Here is a 22,079-nt window from a genome sequence, read left to right as displayed (position 1 = left end):
TACATCATGTACAATAGAAGGGATAGCTCGCTTTTCGGGCTGTCCCTTTTTCTTTTGACGAAGATGGCTGACTGATCTGCATGAGGAGGAACAAGCATGCCGCAAGAAGTATACGGCGTATTGAGCATCGTCTTGTCGATTGTATTCATTGCACTCGCATGGTGGGCTCTGCAATCATTTCGTTTTGAAAAAATCTTGAAGCATCCGGCGGGAGCGCAAGCGAAGCTGCTGCAAATTTTACTGTCGATCGTAATCGGCTACGAAGTATCGCGATTTTTCCTCGATTATCTCGGCTGGTCCATGACGTTCGGCAATCTGTTTTCCTAATCGCCCAAACTTCATTCAGTTTGCTGGTATATCCACCCAGTTTCATGTGCAAAATGGGAAGTACAAAGAGATGTACGTGAAACATGGGGAGAGGATATAAAATGGGGAAATGGTCTGGCCTTCTTGTACTTGCTTTGTTGCTGGTCACTGGCGCTGTTTATTGGATGCCTGCGCAGGCGTCGGAAGCAAAACCTGTTGCGAGCAAGCTCTTGCAAACGCTTGAGGATTCGGGAGCGACGGGCGTGTCCATTCAGGTTCGGGCGAGAGTGGCGCTGGGGGAAGTACAGCGGCAGGAAGAAGTCACTGAGTTGGCAAAGATGTGGGCAAAACAGCTAGAGATTCCGCTTTCGCTCATCGAAGAATCGCGGAACCACGATGTTCTTATGTATCGAACGACATACAAGCAAAACGGCGTCTCCGTGCGCTACGAGATGACAAGTGTTCCTGAAAATGGTTCATTTGACACATATCTAGTGCTGCAGTTATCGGGAAGCCGTGAATCCCTACTATATATAGAGCAGATACAGGAAACCTTCGCGAAAGCCCTGAAAAATGCCGACTTTATTCCGCAAATTAGCACTTGTATTCGCGGATTGTACAATGTTAAGATGAGTGTTGACCAACAGGGGGGTAAAATTATGTCGATTTTTGCTACCCTCCAGGCAACAGAATTGGAACGTTTACAAGATGAGACGGTCGTCAGTATTTCTGGACATACCCCTATGTGGGAACCATTCATTGCGTTAAACGGGCAAAAGATGAATCTGCAGGTAGCGACTCACCGTGACAGCGGCAATGCTGGCACATGGGTTACTGTAGGTACACCAATCATCACAGTGGAATATTAGCACGCGGAGGGGTACACATTGGATAAAATTATTGTCCGTGGTGGTAAGGCATTGGCGGGTAATGTGAAAGTATCTGGCGCCAAAAATGCCGTACTCCCTATTATTGCAGCATCTATCCTGGCAGAAGAAGGCACATGCGTTATTTCGGATGTACCTGCTCTTGACGATGTCAGGACGATATGCGACCTCTTGAAATCGATGGGAATCTCCCTTACATATGATCATGAAGTGCTGACAATCAATGCTTCTGAGCTTACCAGCGTCGAAGCATCTTATGAACTGGTCCGCAAAATGCGTGCTTCTTTCCTGGTAATGGGGCCGCTTTTGGCTAGAAAAGGACAGGCTCGTGTCGCTCTTCCAGGTGGTTGTGCCATTGGTACCCGCCCGATCGACCAACACCTTAAAGGGTTTGAGGCTATGGGAGCCAAAATCGAGATCGGACAAGGGTTTATTGAAGCAAAAGCAGATGGGCGATTGAAAGGGGCAAAGATTTACCTCGATATCGCAAGCGTCGGCGCAACGGAAAATATCATGATGGCTGCCGCTTTGGCAGAAGGCACGACCGTGATTGAAAACGCAGCGGAGGAGCCGGAGATTGTCGATCTGGCCAACTTCCTGAACCGGATGGGAGCAAAAATCCGCGGTGCGGGAACAGGCTCTATCCGCATCGAAGGCGTGGAAAAGATGAAGGGCTGCACGCATTGCGTCATTCCTGACCGGATTGAAGCTGGAACCTTCATGGTGGCAGCAGCGATCACGGGTGGAGATGTATTCGTAGAAGGCGCGATTTGCGATCACCTGAAATCCGTAACAGCCAAGCTGCGTGAAATGGGCGTAGAGGTAGACGAGCAGGAAAACGGCATCCGCGTTCGCCGCACAGGTGCTCTGAAAGCTGTCGATCTCAAGACGCTGCCATATCCGGGCTTCCCGACTGACATGCAGTCGCAAATGATGGCGCTTTTGCTTGTTTCCGAAGGTACGAGCATCGTGACCGAGACGGTTTTTGAAAATCGTTTTATGCACGTGGAAGAGTTCCGCCGCATGAATGCCAATATCAAAATCGAAGGACGCAGTGCCATTGTGGAAGGCGGCTCCAAGCTGACCGGAAGCAAAGTGGCGGCAACCGATCTGCGCGCAGGTGCAGCTCTGGTGCTGGCTGGGTTGGTATCGGAAGGAGAGACAGAGGTAACGGCTCTTCACCATATCGACCGCGGGTATGTGAACTTCACGGAAAAGCTGTTGGCACTCGGAGCGGATGTGGAGCGCGTAACTCCTGAGGAGAAAAAGCGGGAAGCGGTTTTGCCAGATACGATCAAGGTAAGCTTCTCTCCTAATTTTGCGTAACGAATGTGTCAGCTATATGACAAACACGAAGATTCTCTGCGAAAGCAGGGGATCTTTTTTTTCGTTTGTGAAAATGGTCAGCGCGAAGACCCAAGCCAAGCTGCTTCCCCTTCCAATACGGCTCCGGCAGAGGTCTGCTTGCAGCTGTTGTCGCCCTCGCTACTCTCTTACTCTCTCGTTCTATCGGTCTTTTGCCATACATAGACTGAAAGTGTCTAGCACTTAACGGGGAGGATCACTTGGATGAAACGCTACTTGCTCATAGGGTTTATCACTTTGCCGATCTTGCTCGTCCTGATGCCGGCTGCTCTGGTTTATCTGTTTGCACCTTCGCACGAGTCCGCAGCATCCCCACATGAAGCCGTTCAGCAGCAGAACAAACCGGCGACAGCAGGAGCTGCCCAATCGCTTCCCATCAAGGTGTACCGTACCGAAAAAAAGGTTGTGGAAACATTGCCGCTGGAGACGTACATCGAAGGGGTAGTAGCGGCTGAGATGCCGGCCGAGTTCGAACTGGAAGCGTTGAAGGCCCAGGCGATGGCAGCGAGGACGTATATCGTACGCAGACTGAAGCAAGGGAAGTTCGATGATGTGCCCGCGGGAGGACAGGTGCTGGATACGGTCGCTCATCAGGTGTATATGGATGAAGCGCAGCGCCGTGCACGCTGGGGAGACCAGTACGAATGGAAAAGCAAGCGCATAGAGCAGGCTGTGCAAGCAACAGCGGGCGTCGTGCTGACTTATCAGGGAGAGCCGATTGACGCCACGTTCTTTTCCACCAGCAACGGCTTTACCGAGAACTCGAACGAATATTGGGAAAAGCCGATTCCGTACCTGAAAAGTGTGGCAAGTCCATGGGATATCGAATCCCCGCGCTACGAGGAAACAGTGGTCAAGTCCACGGCTGAGCTGGAAAAGGAATTGGGCGTGAAGCTTGTGCAGGAGGCTTCCTCCAACGGAGCCTGGTATCGGATTGAGTCGCGCACGACGGGAAATCGCGTGGGGAAAATCAGCATTGGCGGCAAGGAGTTTAGCGGGCGGGAATTTCGCGAAAAGCTGAACTTGAACTCGTCTTCTTTTACGTTGGAGCTGAGAGGCAACCAGGTGTTTATTACAACCAAAGGATACGGCCACGGAGTCGGCATGAGCCAATGGGGAGCAAACGGCATGGCCAAGAGCGGAAAAAATGCCGAGCAGATCGTGAAGCACTTCTACCAGGGAATCAACCTCCAGGATTACTCTCAAATCGTGCGCGCCTAGCGAAAAAGAACGCAAATTTTTACTTTTCCCTACTCTCTCAGGTTTATACGCCAAAATTCTGGCGATACTGAGGGATGAGGTGATGAATAAAATGGAAGATCAAAAGAATCAAAATCAACCGATTCCATTCAAGAAGGCAAGCTCCTGGAAAAAAGTTTTGGGTAAGAAGTGGGCGTTCCCCGCAATCTACATCGGAACCGCAGCAATCATTCTCGCTTTTGTGATGTGGTATCAGGGCAGCGTCATGGACACGGTATCCAAAGTGGCAAATGTCGGGGATAACGTGGCAGTGACAACTCCAGCGACTCCTGAGACACCGAAGCAAAACGATGAAGCGGTACCTGTGACAAGTGGCGTTCAACCGTTGGCATGGCCTGTAGGGAAAAATGTCCAGTATGAAATGGGAATGAGCTACTACGACGAACAAGCGTCCAAAGACGAGCAGCAAAAGGCGCTGGTCAAGTACAGCAACTCTTTTTACCCGCACACCGGAATTGATTTGAAAGCAACTGATGGCAAGAGCTTTGATGTCGTGGCTGCCCTCGCCGGAAAAGTCGTGAAGGTGGAAAACGATCCGCTCGTCGGCAAAACCGTTGAAGTGGAGCACGCTGACAAAATGGTGACGGTCTATCAAAGCCTGGAAAACACGACAGTCAAACCAGGTGATGAAGTGACCCAGGGCCAAGTGATCGGTTCAGCAGGCCGCAACGAGTTCGAGAAAGATTTCGGAGTGCATCTCCACTTCGAAGTACGTGTCGACGACAAGCCAGTGAATCCACAACAATATTTGATTCAAGCGGAAGCGAAAAATCAATAATTAGCGAAATGATGGAAAACACCCGTAAAATCAAGCGATTTGCGGGTGTTTTTTTGCTGTTGGTACAAACTGTTGAAAAAAGATGCGGCCGTGCTGGCTTGTCAGGCTTGGAAACGTAGAATATGTGTCCCTGCCCACCCATATATTGTATCAGACAATGTAGATACAAGGAGGCGAGTAATGTGCACGACTACATCAAAGAGCGGACCATCAAGATTGGCCGATATATTGTAGAGACGCGAAATACGGTTCGGATGATCGCCAAAGAATTCGGAGTTTCCAAAAGTACAGTGCACAAGGACTTGACGGAAAGGCTGCCTGAAATAAATCCGGAGTTGGCTAACCAAGTTAAGGAAATTTTGGAATATCACAAAGCTATCAGACATCTGCGGGGAGGCGAAGCGACTAAAATCAAATACAAGCGGCGTAGTAAAAAAGTCCGAGTTGAACAGGAGGAGAGCGTGCAATAAAGAATTTCCTTGTCCTCTCACGTAGAAGAGCCTATGATATTAGGTAGAAATGTAACTGGTAACAGGGAGGACCTTTCATGTTTGGCAAAGATATCGGAATCGACTTGGGGACGGCCAATGTCTTGGTGTATGTAAAAGGCAAGGGTGTTGTCCTAGACGAACCATCTGTCGTGGCAATAGATAGCAATTCTAGAAAAGTATTGGCCGTGGGGCACGAAGCGCATCGCATGGTGGGCCGAACCCCAGGAAATATCGTGGCGATCCGACCTTTGCGCGAAGGTGTTATTGCCGATTTTGAGATTACAGAAGCGATGCTGAAGCACTTTTTGAACAAAATCGGTGGAAAAAGCATGTTTGCACGTCCACGCATCCTGATTTGCTGCCCAACCAACATTACCTCGGTAGAGCAAAAGGCGATTCGCGAAGCAGCCGAGCGCAGTGGAGGCGCAAGACAGGTGTTTATCGAAGAAGAACCGAAAGTTGCCGCAGTTGGGGCAGGTATGGACATTTTTCAGCCGTCCGGCAATATGGTAGTGGATATCGGTGGGGGTACGACCGATGTAGCGGTGCTGTCGATGGGCGATATTGTCACGTCTTCCTCCATCAAAATAGCTGGGGACACATTCGATGTGGCTATTATGCGGTACATAAAAAATAAATACAAACTGCTGATCGGAGAGCGTACAGCTGAAGATATCAAGGTTCAAATCGGAACCGTATCCGGCGGGCGCCAGGACGAAATGGACATTCGTGGTCGGGACATGGTAAGCGGATTGCCGCAAACCATTACCATTCAATCCGGCGAAGTCCAAGAAGCCCTGGCCGAGTCGGTGAGTGCGATTGTACAAGCCTCGAAATCTGTTTTGGAACGAACACCTCCCGAGCTTTCTGCCGATATAATTGATAAGGGTGTTTTCCTGACTGGCGGCGGCGCACTTTTGCATGGCATCGACGAGATTTTGGCAGAGGAGCTGAAGGTTCCTGTGCTGGTAGCGGACGAGCCGATGATGTGTGTAGCCAAAGGAACCGGAATGATGCTGGACTATCTGGACAAGGTGCCGGCTCACTCGAATAAGCGATTATTCAGGGGGTAAGATTACGTGATCAGAGGCTTGTATACGTCTGCATCTGGCATGCTTGCCTTGCAAAACAGGCAAGATTCGCTGGCGAACAACCTGGCTAACATCAACACGCCTGGATACAAACAGGATGTTGGTGTCATGCGCGCTTTCCCGGAGCAGCTCCTTTCGCGCATGCGCGATTCCGAAGGACCTGATTTCCCGGGCGTTCCGACCATGCCTGGCCAGCCTGCGATCATCGGACGGCTGAACTCAGGGGTGTACATGTCGGAAGCGATCCCTGCCTTTACGCAAGGAGATATTGAAGAGACGCGCAATCCGTACGATGTGGCGCTTTTGGACAACCTCCAGCCTGATCAGGACGGAAATGAGCGCCGTCTGTTTTACAGCGTGGCACGGATTGAAGATTTGACCCAGCCAGCCCAGGAAGAAGATATTCGCTACACGCGGAACGGAAACTGGAGCGTCAATGCGGAAGGGTACCTGGTGACGCCAGACGGATATTACGTTCTCGACAATCAAAATCAGGCGATTCGGCTGAACAATGATCCGCTTACAGGGGTCAATGTCGGGCAAGACTTGAAGATCAATCAGGCTGGCGAGCTGTTGTACCGGGATTCGGTCAGCAAGGACTACCAGGTGTTGGCCAACCACCAGAGGCTCGGCCTGAGCGTCGTGACAGACCCTCAGAAGCTGGTTCGTGAGGGAACGAACATTTTCCGCTATGAAGGAGACGCAGAGGTAAAAGCGATCGACATCGCGGAAGCGGAAGACCAGGCTGCATTGGCTGCCGGAGAGTACGATACGCCGACTGTTGCAGGCAGATACGGTACGCAGCAAGGATGGAGAGAGCGGTCCAATGTTGACCCGGCTCAAACTATGACAAGCATGATGAGCGTACTGCGTGCATACGAGGCAAACCAGCGAGTCATTACGACGATTGACGGTACGCTGGACAAGGCTGCTAATGAAATCGGACGAGTGAACGGATAATAGGGGGTAGGAAGGATGCAGTCGCTTAATATTTCCACATCGGCCATGCGCGGTATTCAACAGGCGTTGGACAATACGGCCAACAATCTGGCGAATATCGATACAAACGGATACAAGCGCAGGGTGGCATCGTTTTCCGAGCTTCTCTCCGATTCGATGACCGAGCAGCCGGCAGCGGATAACCAAAACCGCAATACGCCAGTAGGCTTGCGTGTTGGCAGTGGTGCACGTCTCGGCTTGTCGAAGCTGGATCTCGGACAAGGCAACGTCAAGATGACAGATGTGCCGACAGACGTAGCCATTGAAGGGCAAGGTTATTTTTTGGTCACGCATAAAATCAAAGATGCGAACGGTGCGGTTATCCAGGAAGAAAGCCGGCTGACACGAGATGGCTCCTTCAAGGTGCAGTTTGACGATGACGAAGGCGGCTACGTGCTGCACACGCCGTCGGGACACATTCTCACGGACAACAACGGAGTAAACATCGTGTTGCCTGAGCCAGTGCAAAATATCGAGATTACGCCAGAGGGCGCGTTGACAGCAAACGGAGTCGCCTATGGCAACATCGGAATCTGGAAAGTGGATAATCCCGATCAACTGAAACAGGTGGGGCAAAACTTGTTCGACGCAGAGCTTGCTTCCGGAGAAAATCCTGCGACCAAGTATGCTAACGCGATTGATGAAGGAATTGCCACGTTGCGTCAAGGAGCGCTCGAAGGCTCCAATGTAACGATGACAGAAGAGATGTCGCAACTGGTGAACATTCAGCGTGCCTATCAGTTGAACTCACGGGCGATTGGCATCAGCGACCAAATGATGGGCATTGCCAACTCGTTGCGCAGCAGATAATCAGTGATGACGGAGGAGAGGAGCATGGAACAAGGGAAGGGCAGAAGGTTCCCGCGTGATACCGAAGAGGTTAGGACGAAGCCGAGAGAGCGGGAACGGAGCGGCAGAAACTGGCGAGTGACGATTGCCAAAATTGTGCTGGTCCCGATCCTGTTGTTTTTCTCTCTCGTCATCGGTTTGGCAATCGGGTACGGAGTTGTGGGACACAAGCCGACAGCGGAAGTATTTGATCTTGGCACGTACAAACACATGTGGGACTTGCTGTTTGCAAACACGTAAGCATCCAAGAGAAAAAGCAAGGTGGACAAGCCCGAACCTGATGGTTGGGGCTGCCTGTTTTTTAGAGGGACTTGTTGCACAGTTTGTCCACAGAGTATAATAGATCGAGTGGTTGAAAAAGGAAGCGACGATTCTTACTACGGAGGGATGTCCGTGAATCTTCCTAATTTGCTTACGATCTTTCGCATCGTGCTCATCCCTTTGTACCTGTATGTCTTTTTTTCCGGGATTCCGTACCACGTTGAAATCGCTCTGGCTATCCTGATTTTGGCGGGAGTCACGGACATTGCAGATGGGTACATCGCGCGGAAACATAAGCTTGTAACCACAATCGGTATGATGTTGGATCCTCTGGCAGACAAGTTAATGATGTTGGCGGTGATCGCCTCATTGTTTTTGACAGAGCGGATCAGCGTTTGGGCCGCCCTGTTTTTCTTTTTGCGCGATTTGGCTATGATTATTACAGGAGCTGTTTATCACTTCCGGGGCAAAAAAACGGTGCCGGCAAACGCGTTTGGCAAGTTGACAACGGTTCTTTTGTATGTGGTCATCCCGCTTGCTATGTACCGATTCCCATACAGCGAAGCGATTTTGTGGACGGTAATCGCGTTCTCGTTCATTACGAGCGCGATCTACTTGGGGAAGTTTCGTCTGTTAAACCGCACGTAAGGGATGGATAAAAGAGCACTTCCCGTTTGGGGAGGAAGTGCCCTTGTTATTTTAACCCCGCTGTGCCGATATGTCGGAGGCGGGAGTTATGTTTATTCTCAGTTTGCCAACTGGTCTTCATGCACGGACAAGTCTAGATAAGTATGGAAATGGAGCGATTACATATGGAAATCAAAGCACCGCTTGATATCATGCAAATTCAGGAAATCATTCCTCATCGCTATCCTTTTTTGCTGGTGGACAAGATTGAAGAGCTGGAGCAAGGAAAACGGGCAGTCGGAATCAAAAACGTCACTGTCAACGAGCCGTTTTTCCAAGGACATTTCCCTGGTTATCCAGTCATGCCTGGCGTCCTGATTGTGGAAGCACTGGCGCAAGTTGGAGCTGTAGCGATGCTCAGCATGGAAGAACATCAAGGCAAAATCGGACTTTTTGCCGGGATTGACGGGTTTCGTTTCAAAGATCAGGTGAAGCCTGGCGACACGCTGACACTCGACGTTGAGCTTACACGCGTGCGCGGTACGGTAGGCAAAGGATACGGGAAAGCGATCGTTAATGGGAAAGTAGTCGCAGAAGGCGAATTGATGTTTGCGCTGACTGCAGGAAATAAAGCACATTCATGATCATCTTGAATGTGCTTTTCTTTTCGGGTAAAATGGCTAGTGGGCAACTTATATAATGAAGGTGAAAACATTGGCCAAACAGGTCGCAACCATATTAGGTGTGCCATTTTCAACTCGTGGCTTCCACGAGACAGTCACATATATCGCAGAGCGTATTGAAAACGGCCAAAAGACCCATGTCGTAACCGCCAATCCCGAGATCGTCATGTTGGCGCGGGAAAATCGCGCGTTTCAGTCGATTGTGGAACAAGCCTATGTCGTTCCGGATGGAATCGGGATCGTCTACGCTGCAAAATGGACGAATCAACCCATTCGTGAGCGCGTTACGGGCGTGGAGCTGCTGGAAGCATTGATGACGGAAGCGAACAAGCACCAGTGGGGCGTCTACCTGCTGGGAGCCAAGCCGGATGTCATCAGTCTGGCTGCGGAAAAGCTGGCTGCTCGCTACCCGAACGCACGCCTCGTTGGGTATCGGGACGGATTTTTCCGGGCAGAGGACGAGGAAAAGATTGTACAGGAGATCGCAGAAGCCAAGCCGGAGTTGCTGTTCGTTGCGCTCGGCGCGCCACGGCAGGACGAGTGGATGGTAAAATATCGCGATCGACTGAATGCCTCGATGATGATGGGGGTAGGCGGCAGCTTTGATGTCATCTCCGGAAAAGTAAAACGAGCGCCAGAAATTTGGCAAAAATTGCATTTGGAATGGTTTTACCGACTAGCTTCGCAGCCTTCTCGCTGGAAGCGTCAGCTGGCTATTCCCCGGTTTGTTTTGACCGTATTAAAAGAAAAATGGAGTAGCCGTTCCTAGATGCATCCGTAGAGAGGAGAACAGTCGATGTCTACATTAATCCTCGGATTTCTGACTTCGCTGATCATATCGTTTATTGCAACACCGTATGTAAAGAAATTGGCTGAAAAGGTCGGGGCAGTAGATGCTCCCAACCAGCGCAAGGTACATACGCGAATCATGCCGCGCATGGGTGGACTTGCTATTTACCTGGGTTATCTCGTCGCCTTTTTCTTGTTCGTGCCCTACTCCAGCATGTCGGAAATGCTTGGAATATTCATTGGAAGCACGATCGTCATGACCGTAGGCATGCTGGACGACAAGTACCAGCTCTCGCCAAAATGGAAGCTGCTCGGTCAACTGGTGGCAACCGCAATCGTCGTCATTCCGTTCGGTCTCAAGATCGGAGTCGTCAACCTGCCCTACTCGGGCAGTATCGACTTTAGCAGTGGCTGGCTTTTCTGGCTGGCTGTTCCGATCACCATGTTCTGGATCGTCGGTGTGACAAATGCGGTCAATCTGATTGACGGCCTGGACGGTCTGTCTGCCGGCGTATCGGCAATTGCAGCAGCGACGATGGGCGTCATGGCTCTTTTGATGGGCGACTACAAAGTTTCTGCCTACTGTTTCGTGCTTCTCGGAGCTATTCTTGGATTTCTTTACTTCAACTTTCACCCGGCCCGCCTGTTCATGGGCGACACCGGCTCGCTATTCCTCGGCTTTAACCTGGCTGCGCTGTCGATTATGGGCTTTAAGGAAGCGCTCTTCGTTTCCTTCATCATCCCGATCGTCGTGCTCGGCGTTCCGCTTTGGGACACGTTCTTCGCCATCGTGCGCCGAATCGTCAACAAAAAGCCGATTTCCAGTCCGGACAAAGGACACTTGCATCACTGTTTGCTGAACATGGGCCTGTCCCACCGCTCAACCGTGCTCACCATCTACTCGATCAGCATCTTCTTCGGTACGATGGCGATCCTGCTCACTAAGACGACGAAGTGGACGACCATCATCGTCATGGTCGTACTCCTGATCGCCATCCACCTGGGAACAGAAATCGTCGGCCTCGTCAGCCGCCGCCACCGTCCGCTGATCAATGCGTACAGACGGTTGAAGATCAAGCAGACGGAGCAGGAGAGACGGACGAATTAGGATATGAGTTAAACGGAACCACTGCATGGTTTATGCAGTGGTCTTTTTTCGCCAATTTTTAGGGGGAAGCACTTAACTGAGGGAGGAAATTAGCCGATAAAGGAAAGGGGAAGGTCCGAGCCCATCTCAACTTCAACAGAGAATGGGACAAATATTAGATTATGAATAAAATGGAGAGGTGAAAAAATGAATAAGCCAATTCAACAATTTCGTCGCTGGCTGGTAATGTGCTTGACGATGATGCTTGTTGTTACGGGAGTGTTGCCGGCATTGCCTGCGTCTGCGGCACTGGGTTCTAATTGGAATACGACGACGGGTGTTGTTGTGCCGGCAGCATATAGCGCATCAGGCAGTGGTAATGGGCAAACATATGCTGCGCCTTTCAAGACGATTTCAAAACTGGTATATGGAATCCAACTGGCCTATAAGGATACCTCCAAAAATGGGCAAGGTGTTGACATCACGGTAGATGGGGTTCCGCTCATCAATAATACAGTGTTTGCTAACGACATCATCACCTTGCCAGATTTTAATCTAAACAGCAGTGGAGCAGTTACAAGGGTTACAGTTAGACCTAAAGTAACGACAGATCCAACGAATGATACAGCTGAGTTTTACATCCAGTATGCCCCCAATCCAGCTGCATCTGGAACAGGGCCCCTGAAGATTGATAACAGTTCTGGTCAAGGTAAGTATGCTAGTGATCCATTAAAAGTAACGAACCGAACCGTATCTGGTCTGAAATACACATACGGGGTTGCAGCGACCGTTGATAAAACACAGGCTGTTGAAGTACAAGTAAACGGCACTACAGTTCGAACTGTATATGGGGGCGCAGGAACACTGCCAGATTTTGATTTGTCCCCTGGTCTAAACGCAGTTCAACTGTTTGCTTCCAATACAGGCGAGCGAGATGTTATTTATTACGAGTACAACTCGCTGAACAGTCCGATCACGATCACGAACTTCTCTGGCGGAACAACCGCCTACAATCCGGTTGTTTACGGTGATTCTACGATTAATATCGTAGGTACGTTTGGAAGCGGTGTGACTGGCAGCAGCCTACGCTTGAAAATTTTAACCAACAATGGACAGACCATTCAAGATTTGAGCAATACAGCACCATCTGTTAGCGGCAGTACATTTACATTCAGCAATATCGGCCTGAAGCCAGGGCTGAATCAGATTTCTTTTTACGAAAAAGTAGGTAATGTCACGAAAGAGCACTATCAATTTTTCGTGCAATACAACAATACACCGCTCGTGAGTGACTTGAGAGTTAACGATACGGTGCTGAACGATCCGAATGTTACAAGCAACCCAACCTATATTACCGTACCATCTTTAAATCGTCTGAACCTGAACATGGACGGGAAAGCGCTCAATGCTGATACCGTTGAAGTGAAAAACGTTCGCACAGGAGACGTAGTAAAGACTCAGGTCAACCGAACAGGTTCATTTGGACTGAGCATTCCATCGCAGATTGGTGAAAACACATTGGAAATTCGCGTGTTTAACCAAAACAAAGAAGTAGGAACGTTTGTGCGGAAATTGCTCGTCACGACTACTTCAGCAGGAAGCTCCGATCAATTTTACAAGGTAAGCTTGGGTGGAGTGGCATTGCAGCCAAATCAGCAGGCGGTGCTTAAAGGAGCTTCTACATCTACTGCGATGAACTTGAATGGTTCGGCATTGTTGAAGTACGTGGACATTGCAGGACAGCAGTTGTTCCAGGAATTTAAGGTGACGATTTACGAAGGAACAAATAAAACAGAATACAAAACAGCTGAAGGAGTAACGTTCACTCCTATCGGCAATCCACAAAGCGGATTTACAGAATATGCGATTAACCTTAATGTACCAGCAGGAGCATTCCAGGACGGGAAAACTTATAAAGTTGCACTGAGCTATCAGTATTTGTCCAAAGACTCCAGCGGTTCGGTTACATCCCCGTCGGGCTATATCGGGATTGCAAACTACGAGTATGAGTTTAAATATCTGGACAGCACAAAACCAAGCTTTGAACGAGTAACAAACCTGGCGAATGGTCAAGTCCTGTCCCAAACAGCAGCAAACACCATTGTGTCCTCGCCTTTGGAATTGAAGGTAGAGACGCAAAATATTACTGGCAACATTACAATCAAGTATAACAATCAAACATTAACAGCGAGCGAAGACTATGTGATTACAACAGGTTCTAATCAATTTACACTTACCTTGAAAAAGCTTCCACAAGGTATTGGGAAGTTGACCATTGACTATACGGGAGGTACACCGACGTCAACGGCCTATACACTTGATATTCGAATTACACCGTATGCACAACTGACTTATGTTGACGCATCTGGACAAGTTCGAAGCTTTGAAGATGGATATCAAGTGAAAAGTGAAAATGATATCCGGAACTTGGATGGAAAAGTATACAATTATGTGTTGAAATCCGCGAATATTGAAGCCACTCTGAATGGCACTCCCGTTACTATTTCTGACGTGAATACGAATAAGGGAACGTTTTCGATCCTTAAAGATCAATTGCCTTACAAAAAAGGGAACAACGTCTTGAAAATTACTTTGACGGACGACCCTAAAACCGTGTTTACTTACAATGTTTCTTATAACACATCCAAGACACCATCTATTGAGGATGTGAAGCTGGAGATTATCTCCAACGGTGATACAGAAGAATTGACGAAGAAAGCTGCTGATCCGTCTTACCGTACGGGAGCAAACTTCTTGAGCAACTTGAGCTTTACCGTTAACGACGCTACGCATGTTTACATCGAGAAAAACGGTAAACGCATCAACGACTTCCGTTACAAGAGCGGAGACTGGGATCAAGATGCAACGAACCAGGAGTATGTGAATACTCGCTTGGAAGCAGCCCTGAACAATGATTTGAGAGATTTGTTCGATGACCACAATATCGATTCACTTTCTCGCTCCAAGTTCGAAGGAAAAATGAGTTCGAAGAAGTACGGGGATTTGGTTGAGGAAGTTCAGGATGCGGTGACGGATGCAAAAGAACAGGAAAAGAAACTGGCACTCTTCCCGCTGACCCTGAAAAAAGGCGGAACGACAGTTTACACGATCGTCGCAGAAGATGACAACGGTACTGTGATCCGTTACGACATTAATATCGAGCAAAAATATTCCAGCTGGGAAGTTCTTTCCCCAGTCAAGGCAAAAGAAACAGACCAGTACATCATTGTAAACAGCAACAGCGCTGTTGTAAAAGTCTTCGCTGAGAATGCAAACAAAGTATTGTTTGGCAAAACAGAAGCGAAAGTAACGAATACAACAAACCCTGACTTCTACTACGATGATGAACAAGGAAAAACCATTCCAGAGACATACTATGTATTTACATCCACTGTCCCGCTGAAAAAGGGTCTGAATACGGTGAAGTTTTCCGTAGTGGTGGGAGACAGTACGTACAATGACGAGATCAAGATTTACAACGCAAACTCGTCTGTAAACGGTGCTGAGTATCGCGATGTGTTAGGCAAGAAAGTAGCATTCAGCGTGTTTGAAAAGCAGTTTGAATTGAAGTTCCCGGCAGGTACTGTTCTCTTGTCGCCAGATGATGGACGAGCAGGTCAAGAGGTCAAGAACCCGAATGGAGATATCTTCGTTGATATCCCGCTGTACTTTGGTATTGCCGACCGTACTACCGGCCAAGTAAACATTGCTGATGACAACATGGAAGATAGGCTCGTACTTGAATCCAACTTCAACTACGCAAGCCCACTCTACTATGTAGACGCAGGGGATACGGAAGCGCCATTCGGTCGAGATCCTTATTATGACGAAGGCGATGCGGAAGATTTCAAGAGCCGTTGGCAAGACAATTTGGTTCCAAGCCGCAGAGGAACGCTTACGATTAAGTACGATTCTTCTATCGTAAATGCAGCAAACAACATCCTCACGATTTACTACCATAACGGGAATGAATGGAAAAACATCGGTGGAGTTGTGAATACTGGCTCCAAAACAGTACAAGTGCCATTTGCCGGATTTGGTTTCTACATGGTCATGAAAACTAGAGAGTCCTATGATGACGTAGTGAGCCATGACTTTGCCCGAGATGCCATTGAAACATTGTATGCAAAAGGAATCATGCCGGCATACAGCGGCAGCAGCTTCGGAGCAAACCGGGACATGACTCGTGGTGAGTTTGCAACGATGCTTGTAAAAGCTCTGGCTTTGCCAATCAATGCTGGTCCTTATCGCGATAGCAATGAACGTGATCCATCTGAGCCGACATTCTCGGATGTACGTCCAAATCGTGATACATGGGATTATCAGTACAAGTACATCGAGACTGCTGCGAGAGCAGGTATTATTCGTGGAAAGCAGCCAGGCTACTTCCGACCAGATGACTCACTGACTCGCGAAGAGGCTGCTATCATGATTGCACGTGCTTTGAACTTGAAAGTAGGAACGCTTGATGCTTCCAAAGTTGCTCTGAACAAGCTGTTTACAGATGCAAAAGATATTGGTTACTACGCAGCACCTTCTGTTCTCGTTGTGAACAAAGCCAAGTTGATGAACGGCGAGCCGAATGAAGCCAATGTGAAAAAGCCAACTTACAGTTTCAAACCTACAAATAACCTGACTCGTGCCGAGATGGCCGTTATCACTGTTCGTGTGATGGTCCAACTCAAAAAACTGCCTAAGCAGTAGTTCCAAACTTACGCATATATAATAGAAGAAAAGCTGAAGACGGCGTCTGCCCCTTCAGCTTTTCTTTGTTATCTCCCTCAATAAAATCAGGCTTCTCCTTGCTCATCTCCTACAGCTTCTACAGGAACCTCGACATACTCTTTTTCACCCAAAGAAATTTGAGCCTGTCCATTCGTCAAATCGGTAAAGCGAGCCACAAACGCATCTTGCTCACCTTCAGGTATGAGGACATGCGCGGTAACTTTGTCTGTAAAGTCAGTACCACTCACCCGGTACTCGCCAACGCGCAGTTCGTTTTCGACTTTTCCCCACCACGTATAGTCCACGCTCACAGAGATCGTTTGGTGCAAAGTATGGATGACGATTTTGGCGGCCTTCAAAGCAGTGACGGTTCCAGCTGTATAAGCCCGAACCAATCCGCCAGCTCCCAGCTTGATTCCGCCGAAGTAACGAGTGACGACCACAGCCGTGTCCTTTACGCCATTTTTCTTGATGCATTCCAGGATCGGCTTGCCCGCGGTACCGCTCGGTTCGCCGTCATCGCTCGAACGTTGAATTTGATCGTTTTCGCCGATGACAAAAGCCGAGCAGTTATGCGTCGCATCCCAGTGCTTCTTTTTGATCATGGCGATAAAGGCAACGGCTTCTTCTTCCGTCGTAACCCTTTGCGCATAGCCGATGAAGCGGGAGCGTTCGATGACGATATAGTCCTCTCCATAACCAGCGACAGTTTTGTATTCCGTTAACATCGTACAATCACCTCAAGAAAAGGATATCATGTCAAAATAATGTTGGCGAATCCTGAAATGTTTTTGACACATAATCGTAGTAATCTATGTGGAAATGAAGGACTAAATCAGAAAGGGATGATCTATACATGGTAGAGTGCGTATAATCCCTTATGAAAATGCTGGTACGACACTAATTTTTCGTGTGCGAAACATTACTCTGTGATATAGTGATCTTGGGACAAACTGTAATATTTCAAGTGGTGAAAAATTTTATGATCAATACAAAATAAAGGAGTGGAATTACGTGAATTTTCCATACTCAAGCAAAAAATGGATGAGCATCAGTTTGGCAGCTGTACTCACAACGACACTGGGAGCAGGGGCTTTGACAGCGTCTGCGAATACAGCAACAGATGCGGCGACACAAGCACCTGTGGCTGCTCAGGCTGCTCAGGCTTCCACTGACAAAGTAGCGGCGGAAACAGGAACCACAACTGCACCTGCAACGGCCGAAGAAGAATTGACTCTGGAAAAAGCAGTACAGCAAGCGCTGCAAACAAATGTTACTTTGAACAACGCTCGCCTGGATGCCAAAAATGCAGATATTAACGAGTCGCTTTCTTATAAAACATCTGCAGATATGCCAGCCGAGATGATCGAATCGCTTGAGCTTGCTAAAGCGAAACACGTCGGAAATGCCCAAGGTGAAATGAACAAGAAGCTGAATGCCCTTGCGGTAACAGCTACAGAAAGCAAAATTAAGCTGGGTGCGCAACAAGCTTATTACAACATGATTTTTGCTCAGGATGACTACGACTTGAAAAAACAAAGTCTGTCCCGCGCCGAAACTCAACTGAAAGTAGCCAAGGCTGCTTTTGATGTCGGAACCAAAGCAAAAACAGATGTTTTGCAGGCAGAAATGGGCTTGTCTGGGGCACAGGCAGCTTTGACAAGTGCCGCAAACAGCGTGGAAGTAGCACGTATGGATTTGAATGATTTCCTTGGGGTCGATTTGCAGAAAAAGTGGAAGATTGTAGCTGCAAATAAACAGACAGCTCCGATTACATTGACAATGGAAGAAGCGCAAAAACAAGCACTCTCCAAACGGATTGAAATGACAAGAGTTCAGGAAGAGCTGAAGCTTGCAGAGCTGAATGTGAAGCTGATCGAGGAATATTCCGCGCTTTCCACATTGCCAGGCCGACAAGCTCGCAATAACGTGGAAAAGGCAAAATTGGCGATCGAAGAGCAAAAACGCACGATTTCCAAGGAAGTTGCTCAAGCCTATCTGAACCTGAACGCAGCCAAGCAGGCTATTGAATTCCAGAAAAAAGCGAAGGATTCCGCTGCTGAAAGCTATCGCTTGACGAATCTGCGCTTTGAAAATGGACTTGCAACCACGCTCGAAGTGATTCAGGCAGAAGAAGAATTGTCCGATCGTGAGAACCAGTACCAAAAGGCAATTCTCAACTACAATCTGGCGGTTGTGAACTTTGAAACAGCGCTTGGAAACTAAGTTGAGTTAGGGAAGAAAGATTTGTAAGGTTTTGAATGGAATTGGAAAAAGGTTCAGTCGTGACAGTCCGCCCTGCGTATCCTATAATACGAATTGTGGCGGATGTCACTTCGTACATAATTGACAGGTGAATAAGAACCCACGAAAAAATCTTTAAATTTTTTTCGAAGGCGCCGCAACTTTTGATTAGCTCAGGCGTTTAATAGGATGTCACACGAAATACGGGGAATTGTGTAAAAAAGATTCACGAATACTAGCAGTTATGTTACACTAGTGATTGTTGCATTTTACACAATACTGAATATACTAGAGATTTTTAACGCAAAAAAGCGAAGCTGACCTGCGAAAGGAGGTGACACGCGCTTGCAGGATTCGGGCTTTAAAAAGAAAGATAGATTGACAACAAATATTCCCCAAGAACAATTTGTTTATACTAGAGGAGGAGAACACAAGGTTATGAAAAAGGTCGTTAACAGTGTATTGGCTAGTGCACTCGCACTTTCCGTTGCTCCAATGGCTTTCGCAGCAGAAGATGCAACTACTACAGCAGCTCCAAAAATGGACGCAGCTATGGAAAAAACCGTTAAGCGCTTGGAAGCTCTTGGCCTGGTAGCAGGTTATGGCAACGGCGAATACGGTGTAGACAAAACTATCACTCGTGCAGAGTTCGCTACTCTGATCGTTCGCGCTCGCGGACTGGAGCAAGGTGCGAAACTGGCACAGTTCAACACTACTTACACAGACGTTCGTTCTACTGACTGGTTCGCTGGTTTTGTAAACGTAGCATCCGGTGAAGAAATCGTAAAAGGTTTCCCGGACAAAACTTTCAAACCACAAAACCAAGTTACTTACGCTGAAGCAGTAACTATGATCGTTCGCGCTCTGGGATATGGTCCAGCTGTTAACTCCAGCGGATGGCCTAACAACATGATCTCCAAAGCTTCCGAGCTGAACATTGCTAAGAGCATCACTACTCCTAACAATGCAGCAACTCGCGGCGACATCTTCAAAATGCTCGACAACGCTCTTCGCGTAGACCTGATGGAGCAAGTTGAATTCGGAACTGATATCCGTTACGAAATCACTGACAAAACTCTCCTGACGAAATACCTGAAAGTTAACGTTGTTGACATGGAGTGGGCTCACAAGAAAGATCGTGATTCCGAAGATCTGCCACTCGTTACTAACGTACCAGCTATCGGTCTGGGCAAATTGAAAGCTAACGAAGTTACTTTGAACGGTAAAGATGCTGGTCTGGGCAACACTACTTACAAAGTAGCTGATGGCATCAACCCTAACGATTTCGATGGTCAACGCGTACAAGTGTGGATCAAAGAAGACCGTGAAAACGTAATCGTTTGGATGGAAGGTTCCGAAGATCAAGAAGTAGTATTGGATCGTCTGAGCGACTTCATCCTGAAAGGCAAATCCATTTCCGACGGTAAAGACCTGAGCACTTCTTCCCTGTCCGATCTGAAAATCGAACTGGATGCTAGTGGCAAAACTTACCGCGTAAACAAAAACACAAAAATCACTTACAACTTCACTCGTTACAACGATCCAGTTGATGCTCTGAAAGACATCATCGCTGCTAACGATTCTTTCGGCGTGAAAGTTGTATTGGATGACAACAACGAAATTTCTTACATGCATGTAATTGATGACACTCAAATGGACCAAACTTCCAAAGCGAAATACGGTTCTGAGGTTATCGGTAAAATCGATGTTGAGAAGAAAAAAATCACCAACCTCGACACTGGTAAATACAACAAGCTGGAAGACAAAGAAGAAGGCAAAGACTTCTTGGTATTCCTCGATGGCAAACCAGCTAAACTGAGCGATCTGAAAGAAGGAGACGTATACTCCGTTTACTATGCAGATGGCGATGATGACAAACTGTTGGTATTCGCTAACCGCCAAGTAGTAGAAGGTAAAGTTGACAAAGTTGTTACACGTAGCAGCACAGACGTACGTCTGACTGTTGGTGACAAAACTTACCGCATCTACAAAGGAGCTACTTACTCCGACAACGGTAACAAAGATGTTAAGAAACTCGACGATTCCAACTGGGATCTGATCACCAACCTGGATAGCGAAACAGTGAAATTGGTCCTGGATGCTTCCGGTCGCGTTCGTCACGTTGAAACAAAAGATCCAATCGACGATCGCAAACAAAAAGCAATCATCACAAAAGGTGTAGTTTACAACTCTTCCAAAGACACTTATGACTTCACTGTGATGACTCAAAAAGGCAAATCCAAAGCTATTTCTTTGGAGAAGAAAGACATCTATGATGAGTTTGGCAAAAGCTATAACAAAAATGACAAAGATGCAGACGAACTCGAAGGAATCCTTCAACCAAGCAAAGACGATTCTATCGTACTGCTGGAAGTAAGTTTCGATTCCAAGGGCGAAGTTGACAAAGTTAAAATCACTGGCTCTAAACTGATTGCTTCTTCCGGCACTGCTTGGGATAAGCTTGCAGATGAGAAGGATGACGTTGTCGGCGACTACGAAGTAACTGACAAAACTGCTATCTTCAAAATGACTGGTAAACTGGATGATTCCGGAAAACGCGCTGAACTGAAAAACGCTGGTATTGCGAAGTTCAAAGACGTTGCGGATGAAAGCGATCTGAAAGTTTACTACTCCATCGATGAAGAGAAAGATGAAGTAGAAGCAATCTTCGTAGTTGAAGGTGAAGGTTTTGAAGGCGACACTATCTATGGTGTAGTTCAAGACTACAACACTTCCAACAAGCAAGATACTGTCAAAGTGCTGACTAAAGACAAAGACAGCGGCAACGTTGTTTCCAAAGAGTTCAAACTCAACGATGATCGTGAAGATATGCAAGATGCAGGCATCGTTCGTGGCGATTTCATCGCGTTCCAACTGAACTCCGATGATGAAGTGATTGTTGAGGATGTTGTTGAAGTAGTAAACAACAAAGCTCTCAGCAACAAAGACGACAAAACAGTAAAATTGCTGAAACAATCTCAATGGTCCGAAGCAAACATCGAGAAAATGACAGTTGCTCGCGTTGACAAAGTAGATGGCAACACCATCACTTACGAATTCAAAGATGAAGATGGAAAAGATCGCGTACAAAAACTGTACACGAAAGCTTCCACTGCATTCATCGACACTTACGATGACATGGCAGGTGAAGATGGTGTAGAAGAAGGCGACTACATCGTTCTGATGGACAGCAAAGACATCGATGGCGATCGTTATGACTATGTCCTGATCGTAGGTAGCGAAGATTGGGCAGATAAGAACGACATCAGCAATGATGCTATCAAGAAGTTCCTGGCTCAAGGACTTGGTGGTTACGATCCAGGTACGCCTGAGGGTTGGAACGCTCTTCCTTCCACTGTAACTGGTAAATTTGTTCCAATCGCTGGTGGCATGAACGGTTACCAAGTAGTTGCTACACTGGAAAGTGGTGTTAAGGCTACAGACATCAAAACAGTTGAATTCTACATCAACGGTAACAAAGTTGCTACTGATGAATACGCTCTCGAAATTAAAGACAATCAAGTGAAAATTCTTGATTACTCTACTGACGAGAAAGTAACTTCCAGCAAACTGGTAGTTAAAAACGAAAAAGGTGAATCCGACACAGCAACTGTAAAATTTGTAGAAGCTGAATAAG

General features: G+C 47.7%; 18 protein-coding genes. 17 read left to right on the top strand and 1 reads right to left on the bottom strand.

Features of this window, described 5'->3' with window-relative positions:
• Positions 1 to 96: 96 nt before the first annotated feature.
• From DEP07_RS15875 to DEP07_RS15805, 15 genes are all read left to right on the top strand, one after another.
• The gene (locus DEP07_RS15875) at positions 97 to 327 is read left to right on the top strand and encodes a DUF1146 family protein (protein ID WP_063229014.1); all 231 of its coding nucleotides are present in this window, start codon (positions 97 to 99) and stop codon (positions 325 to 327) included.
• A 101-nt stretch (positions 328 to 428) separates the two neighbouring features.
• Positions 429 to 1,175: a YwmB family TATA-box binding protein gene (locus DEP07_RS15870; protein ID WP_122962605.1), complete on the top strand. Its 747-nt coding sequence runs from the start codon at positions 429 to 431 to the stop codon at positions 1,173 to 1,175.
• Between the two features lie 18 nt (positions 1,176 to 1,193).
• Complete coding sequence (murA, locus tag DEP07_RS15865; RefSeq protein ID WP_122962606.1) at positions 1,194 to 2,519, top strand: UDP-N-acetylglucosamine 1-carboxyvinyltransferase; 1,326 nt, start codon at positions 1,194 to 1,196, stop codon at positions 2,517 to 2,519.
• A 243-nt stretch (positions 2,520 to 2,762) separates the two neighbouring features.
• Positions 2,763 to 3,779, top strand: coding sequence for a stage II sporulation protein D (spoIID, locus tag DEP07_RS15860; RefSeq protein WP_122962607.1), 1,017 nt, complete (start codon positions 2,763 to 2,765; stop codon positions 3,777 to 3,779).
• A gap of 91 nt (positions 3,780 to 3,870) precedes the next feature.
• Entirely contained in the window at positions 3,871 to 4,596 is a 726-nt protein-coding gene (locus tag DEP07_RS15855; RefSeq protein WP_063229018.1) for a M23 family metallopeptidase, read from the top strand.
• Positions 4,597 to 4,778: 182 nt separating this feature from the next.
• Complete coding sequence (spoIIID, locus tag DEP07_RS15850; RefSeq protein ID WP_005831806.1) at positions 4,779 to 5,066, top strand: sporulation transcriptional regulator SpoIIID; 288 nt, start codon at positions 4,779 to 4,781, stop codon at positions 5,064 to 5,066.
• Between the two features lie 77 nt (positions 5,067 to 5,143).
• A complete protein-coding gene (locus DEP07_RS15845; protein WP_122962608.1) occupies positions 5,144 to 6,160 on the top strand; it encodes a rod shape-determining protein in 1,017 nt (338 codons plus the stop codon).
• Positions 6,161 to 6,166: 6 nt separating this feature from the next.
• Positions 6,167 to 7,138 carry a flagellar hook-basal body protein gene (locus DEP07_RS15840; protein WP_173599022.1) on the top strand — a complete coding sequence of 324 codons (972 nt, stop codon included), beginning with the start codon at positions 6,167 to 6,169 and terminating at the stop codon, positions 7,136 to 7,138.
• Positions 7,139 to 7,153: 15 nt separating this feature from the next.
• Positions 7,154 to 7,987 carry a flagellar hook-basal body protein gene (locus DEP07_RS15835; protein ID WP_122962610.1) on the top strand — a complete coding sequence of 278 codons (834 nt, stop codon included), beginning with the start codon at positions 7,154 to 7,156 and terminating at the stop codon, positions 7,985 to 7,987.
• A gap of 24 nt (positions 7,988 to 8,011) precedes the next feature.
• Positions 8,012 to 8,266, top strand: coding sequence for a DNA-directed RNA polymerase subunit beta (locus tag DEP07_RS15830; protein WP_063229022.1), 255 nt, complete (start codon positions 8,012 to 8,014; stop codon positions 8,264 to 8,266).
• Between the two features lie 147 nt (positions 8,267 to 8,413).
• A complete protein-coding gene (locus DEP07_RS15825; protein ID WP_063229043.1) occupies positions 8,414 to 8,935 on the top strand; it encodes a CDP-alcohol phosphatidyltransferase family protein in 522 nt (173 codons plus the stop codon).
• 164 nt (positions 8,936 to 9,099) lie between these two features.
• Positions 9,100 to 9,558, top strand: coding sequence for a 3-hydroxyacyl-ACP dehydratase FabZ (gene fabZ, locus DEP07_RS15820; RefSeq protein ID WP_063229023.1), 459 nt, complete (start codon positions 9,100 to 9,102; stop codon positions 9,556 to 9,558).
• A gap of 55 nt (positions 9,559 to 9,613) precedes the next feature.
• Complete coding sequence (locus tag DEP07_RS15815; protein WP_122962612.1) at positions 9,614 to 10,366, top strand: WecB/TagA/CpsF family glycosyltransferase; 753 nt, start codon at positions 9,614 to 9,616, stop codon at positions 10,364 to 10,366.
• A 27-nt stretch (positions 10,367 to 10,393) separates the two neighbouring features.
• Entirely contained in the window at positions 10,394 to 11,494 is a 1,101-nt protein-coding gene (locus DEP07_RS15810) for a glycosyltransferase family 4 protein (protein ID WP_063229025.1), read from the top strand.
• Positions 11,495 to 11,680: 186 nt separating this feature from the next.
• Entirely contained in the window at positions 11,681 to 16,177 is a 4,497-nt protein-coding gene (locus DEP07_RS15805) for an S-layer homology domain-containing protein (RefSeq protein WP_122962613.1), read from the top strand.
• A gap of 86 nt (positions 16,178 to 16,263) precedes the next feature.
• On the opposite strand, the gene DEP07_RS15800 is transcribed toward DEP07_RS15805, so the two are convergent.
• Entirely contained in the window at positions 16,264 to 16,926 is a 663-nt protein-coding gene (locus tag DEP07_RS15800) for a YigZ family protein (RefSeq protein ID WP_122962614.1), read from the bottom strand.
• 286 nt (positions 16,927 to 17,212) lie between these two features.
• On the opposite strand from DEP07_RS15800, the gene DEP07_RS15795 reads away from it, so the two are divergent.
• Both DEP07_RS15795 and DEP07_RS15790 read left to right on the top strand, forming a co-directional pair.
• Positions 17,213 to 18,424, top strand: a complete 1,212-nt coding sequence (locus DEP07_RS15795) for a TolC family protein (protein ID WP_287102707.1) — start codon at positions 17,213 to 17,215, stop codon at positions 18,422 to 18,424.
• Positions 18,425 to 18,880: 456 nt separating this feature from the next.
• Positions 18,881 to 22,078, top strand: coding sequence for an S-layer homology domain-containing protein (locus tag DEP07_RS15790; RefSeq protein WP_287102750.1), 3,198 nt, complete (start codon positions 18,881 to 18,883; stop codon positions 22,076 to 22,078).
• Position 22,079: the final 1 nt, after the last annotated feature.

It is taken from the genome of Brevibacillus sp. (assembly GCF_003521185.1).
In the GTDB taxonomy this organism is placed as follows: Bacteria; Bacillota; Bacilli; order Brevibacillales; family Brevibacillaceae; genus Brevibacillus; species Brevibacillus parabrevis.
Note: the sequence above shows the minus strand (reverse complement) of the source record. Positions and strands in the feature narration are given on the sequence as shown.

Bases quoted from the DNA above. Each gene is read 5' to 3' on its own strand.
- DEP07_RS15875 (WP_063229014.1), top strand. From the start codon at position 97: ATGCCGCAAGAAGTATACGGCGTATTGAGCATCGTCTTGTCGATTGTA.
- DEP07_RS15825 (WP_063229043.1), top strand. From the start codon at position 8,414: ATGTCCGTGAATCTTCCTAATTTGCTTACGATCTTTCGCATCGTGCTC.
- DEP07_RS15845 (WP_122962608.1), top strand. From the start codon at position 5,144: ATGTTTGGCAAAGATATCGGAATCGACTTGGGGACGGCCAATGTCTTG.
- DEP07_RS15810 (WP_063229025.1), top strand. From the start codon at position 10,394: ATGTCTACATTAATCCTCGGATTTCTGACTTCGCTGATCATATCGTTT.
- DEP07_RS15790 (WP_287102750.1), top strand. From the start codon at position 18,881: ATGAAAAAGGTCGTTAACAGTGTATTGGCTAGTGCACTCGCACTTTCC.
- DEP07_RS15830 (WP_063229022.1), top strand. From the start codon at position 8,012: ATGGAACAAGGGAAGGGCAGAAGGTTCCCGCGTGATACCGAAGAGGTT.
- DEP07_RS15870 (WP_122962605.1), top strand. From the start codon at position 429: ATGGGGAAATGGTCTGGCCTTCTTGTACTTGCTTTGTTGCTGGTCACT.
- spoIID (WP_122962607.1), top strand. From the start codon at position 2,763: ATGAAACGCTACTTGCTCATAGGGTTTATCACTTTGCCGATCTTGCTC.
- DEP07_RS15805 (WP_122962613.1), top strand. From the start codon at position 11,681: ATGAATAAGCCAATTCAACAATTTCGTCGCTGGCTGGTAATGTGCTTG.
- DEP07_RS15815 (WP_122962612.1), top strand. From the start codon at position 9,614: ATGAAGGTGAAAACATTGGCCAAACAGGTCGCAACCATATTAGGTGTG.
- DEP07_RS15835 (WP_122962610.1), top strand. From the start codon at position 7,154: ATGCAGTCGCTTAATATTTCCACATCGGCCATGCGCGGTATTCAACAG.
- DEP07_RS15855 (WP_063229018.1), top strand. From the start codon at position 3,871: ATGGAAGATCAAAAGAATCAAAATCAACCGATTCCATTCAAGAAGGCA.
- fabZ (WP_063229023.1), top strand. From the start codon at position 9,100: ATGGAAATCAAAGCACCGCTTGATATCATGCAAATTCAGGAAATCATT.
- DEP07_RS15800 (WP_122962614.1), bottom strand. From the start codon at position 16,926: ATGTTAACGGAATACAAAACTGTCGCTGGTTATGGAGAGGACTATATC.